The sequence below is a fragment of the Streptomyces alkaliphilus genome, from assembly GCF_014141535.1.
In the GTDB taxonomy this organism is placed as follows: Bacteria; Actinomycetota; Actinomycetes; order Streptomycetales; family Streptomycetaceae; genus Streptomyces; species Streptomyces alkaliphilus.
This window is the reverse complement of sequence record NZ_VKHT01000506.1, coordinates 1-3,727: the sequence shown is the minus strand read 5'-3', so window position 1 is coordinate 3,727 and position 3,727 is coordinate 1. Positions and strand designations below refer to the sequence as shown.

General features: G+C 74.9%; 3 protein-coding genes and 1 pseudogene. 3 read left to right on the top strand and 1 reads right to left on the bottom strand.

From position 1 onward, the window contains the following. Positions 1-59 precede the first annotated feature (59 nt). The 3 genes and pseudogenes from FNQ90_RS15725 to FNQ90_RS15715 all read left to right on the top strand — a co-directional run bounded on the left by FNQ90_RS15725 (position 60) and on the right by FNQ90_RS15715 (position 2,444). Positions 60-319, top strand: a pseudogene (locus FNQ90_RS15725) (ribbon-helix-helix domain-containing protein). Positions 320-510: 191 nt separating this feature from the next. Beyond that, entirely contained in the window at positions 511-1,497 is a 987-nt protein-coding gene (locus tag FNQ90_RS15720) for an ICP22 family protein (protein ID WP_182606960.1), read from the top strand. Between the two features lie 125 nt (positions 1,498-1,622). Further along, positions 1,623-2,444 carry a hypothetical protein gene (locus FNQ90_RS15715; RefSeq protein ID WP_182606959.1) on the top strand — a complete coding sequence of 274 codons (822 nt, stop codon included), beginning with the start codon at positions 1,623-1,625 and terminating at the stop codon, positions 2,442-2,444. Between the two features lie 101 nt (positions 2,445-2,545). On the opposite strand, the gene FNQ90_RS15710 is transcribed toward FNQ90_RS15715, so the two are convergent. Continuing rightward, positions 2,546-3,679 (bottom strand): winged helix DNA-binding domain-containing protein, encoded by a 1,134-nt coding sequence (locus FNQ90_RS15710; RefSeq protein WP_182606958.1) that lies wholly within the window; start codon positions 3,677-3,679, stop codon positions 2,546-2,548. Between the last annotated feature and the right edge of the window lie 48 nt (positions 3,680-3,727).

The window sequence follows — 3,727 nt, the reverse complement described above, 5'->3', positions numbered from 1 at the left end:
CCCCCGATCGCCCCGGTCGCCCCGCGTCCCCGGAACCCGGGATGTACCAACATCGGTACATGTCGATGAAGCGCACCAACGTCCACGCCGACCCCGAGGACCCGGCCCTCATCAAGGAGGCGGCCCGGCGCGGAGGGATGAGCGAGGCCGAGATCATTCGCCGGCGCATTCACCCGGCCGCCATGGCCAACCGGGTGTGGGACGAACCGCTTTTCCCCCAACCTTCGAGGGAAGCGGTCGACCCGTCGGTCGTGATGAGGTGCGGGAGACCGTGGCCGACGCCGTCCGACGCGAGACCACCCCCCGGGGCGAGGAATGATCGTCGTCATCGCCGTATCCGTCCGGTGCCGGCGGCGCCGTAGCGGCCCGGGCCAGTAGACTTCACCGCCTGCCGGGGCACGGCGCGTCTCGTGCCCCGCCACCACGACCACGGGAACACCCCGGACCGCACGCCCCGTCCACCGGCGGCCGGTCCGGACGGCCGGTGTACGGCCGGGAGGAGGGCACGACGTGCGGCGCATGGCGTTCATCGCGGGGGCCGCGCTGCCCGGCATCCTGCTCGTGACCCTGCTCTCCTGCTCCTCCGACCTCGGCGAGGAGATCGGGAACGGCACGGGCAACGGCACGGGCCCGACCGCTTCGGCCGGCCGGTACTCCACCCTTCCCGAGCCGTGCGGCGCCGTGGACCGCGAGTTGTTGACCGCGCTGCTCCCGGAAACCGACGAGGAGACGTTGGCGGGGGTGCCGGCGGCGACGTTCAACACCGCCCGTCGGGTGGGCTGCGTCTGGGAGGTCCCCGGTGCCCGGGGCACCCACCGCCTGTCGGTGGACTTCCTGCGGGTCGTCTCCTACGACCCGGAGGTCAGCGACGAGGAGCAGGCCGGGCGGGAGTTCGAGGCCGCCGCCGAGTCCGCCGGTCTCGAGCCGCGGGCGGAGCGGGAGGACGGGGCCCCGGAGGGCGGAGCGGACTCCGCGCGGGACGGATCCGCCGCCTCCCCCTCCCCCGGGGAGGGCGACACCGGCGGCGGGGACGGCACGGACGGGGACACCCGCACCGAGGGCACCGCCGACACCGACACGGAGGACCCCGGGGCCCGGGACCCGGAGGAGACCGATTCCGACGGCGAGGACGGGGAGACCGACCCCGACGCGGAGGACACCGACGAGGGCACCGAGCCCCCCGATGACGGTGACAACGACGAGACCCCCGATGACAACGGCACCGACGGCGACCGGGACAACGGTGACGGCGACGGCGAGGACGGCCCCCGCCGCGTGGAGAACCTCGGCGAGGAGGCGTGGCTCGACGACCGTCTCGCCACCGACGCCAACGGCGACCTGCGCGAGATCGTCGTGACCTTCCGCACGTCCAACGCCATCGTCACCGTCACCCTCACGGAGGATTTCGGTTCGGGCGGCCCGCTGCCGCGGGAAGCCGAAACCCTTGACCGCGCGGTGGAGTTGGCCAGGCGTCTCGCGGGCCGTTTCGAGGGGTGAGCCCGCGCACGTCGCCGGGACACGCGCCGGCCGGCCCGCCGGGAGGTCGCCGGCGGGGCGTACCGTGTCTCCCCGACGGGAGACCCCGGCCACCGGGGTCACACGGACGAGGACCCCGAGGAACCATGGACTCCCACGTTGCCCCCGCCGGTCGGGCGGGCCGCCTGCTCGCCTGCGCACTCGTGCCGGCCCTGTTGTTGACCGCCTGCTCCTCCTCCGACGACGACGGGGAGGGGGCCGCCGCGCCCGACGCGGTGCCCTCCGCCGAGGCGACCTCGGAACCCGTCCGTTTCACCGGCCTGCCCAACCCCTGCCGGACCCTGGAGGAGGAGACGGTCGAGGAGGTGGTGCCGGGTGCCTCCGACACCGCCGGGGAGGAACTGGAGTCCCCGGACACCGCGGCCAACGCCACCTGCCTGTGGAGCGGCATCGACGAGTACGACTTCCGCAGTCTGTCGGTGTCCCTGCGGCGTTTCGAGACAGATCCCTCGCTGGGCAGCGGTGAGGAGCGCGCCGCCCGCTACCTGGCCGACCGGGCGGCGGAGGTGGAGACCGACGAGGGCCTGGAGGACGTCTCCGCCGGCGAGCCGGGGGAGGAGGACGGTTGGGGCGACGAGGCCCGATCGTTCTCCTACACGGTGGACACCACCACCGGCGACGACGAGACGCGTCCCTCCCGCCAGCAGCGGGTGGTGGTCCGGACCGCCAACGTGGTGGTGACCGTGGACCTGACGGGCATCGACTTCGACAACGACGACCCGCCCTCCGCCGAGGCGATCACCGAGGCCGCCGAGCGGGTGGCCCGCGAGGCCGTGGCGGCGGTGGAGGCGAACGCCCCGACCTCCGAGGAGGGCGGGGCGGAAGCCGGCGACGAGGGATCCGATGCCGAGGACGGCACGGACGAGGACACCGAAAACACCGAGGACACCGAGGACACCGAGGGCTGATCCGGGCACGACCGGCGGAGCCCGACCCCCTGTCCGATGATCGACGGCGGGGGGCCGGGCTCCCGGCGTTCCCGCCCCTCCCCTCTGGGGGGCGGGAACGCTCAGGCGGGGTCCGTGGCGACACGTACCCGGTCGGCGGCGCCCTCGGAGAGGAAGGCCGCCAGGTTCCGCCCCTCCCCGAGGACCTCCTCGCGCTCGGCCGGGGAGAGTCGGCGCAGCGGGGTGACGGTCACGGTGCCGGGGTCCTCCCGGGCGCCGCCGTCGCGTTCGACGGTCCACGTCGCGGTGACCCGACCGTCGACCAGCACCACCCGGGCGCCCGCCACCGAGAGCCCCCGGTGGGCGTCGTCGATGATCCGGGTTCGGTCGTCGTAGCCGAGGATCGCGTTGTCGAAGGCGGGCAGGAACCGCACCGGAGCGGGGGTGTCGGCGTCGGGGCGCGGCGCGTCGGGGAGGTCCCACAGCACCCGGCCGCGTTCGTCCCGGAAGGAGATCAGTTCGTCCCGGATGGCGGCCACCGCCGCCGGTAGACCCGCCAGGCCGCTCCAGGCACGCAGATCGGCCGTGGCGGCGGGGCCGAAGGCGGCCAGGTAGCCCCGCGCCATGGCCGCTCCGACGGGGTCGGTGCCCTCCGGTGCCGGGGGGTCGATGTCGCGGCCGAGCCAGACGGCGATCGGCAGGTTGCGCACCCCCGCCCGGGTGCGCCACAACCCGCGCGGCGGCAGTTGCGCCATCGGGATGAGGGCGGCGACCAGCATCTCGCCGAGCGCCCGGGGCGGGGCGTCCGGCCACCGGTGGGCCACCGCCCGGACGAGTTCTGCCATCGCCCGGGGTTCGCCGTCGGCCATCACCTCCCGGCCCGCCGCCGCCAGTTCGTCGAGGTCCACGTCCTCGAGTTCGCGACGGTAGGCGGCCCGTGCCCGTTGCCGCAGCATGGCGTCGTGGCGGGAGCGCCGGGCCAGGACGTCCTCGGCTGTGACGAGGTGGACGGTGCGCCGCATGAGGTGGGTGCGCACCACCCGACGGCGGGTCAACAGGTCGGAGAGGACGCCCGGGTCGAAGGCGCGCAGGCGGGACCACAGGCCGAGGAAGGGTTCCTGCGGCTCCTGCGCCTGCATCCCTCCCAGGTGCGCGACGGCGTCCAGGGGCGGCAGGTCGGAGCGGTCGAGGAGGAGTTGACGGGCCAGGGTCGCGCGGTTGAGCGCCCGGGTGTCGAGGACGGTTCCGCCGGTCACGCCGCACCTCCCCGGTGCCGGGCTCCGGAGGGGGACGCGGGGCGGGCC

Coding starts and splice junctions, on each gene's coding strand:
- FNQ90_RS15715 (WP_182606959.1), top strand. CDS start 1,623: ATGGACTCCCACGTTGCCCCCGCCGGTCGGGCGGGCCGCCTGCTCGCC.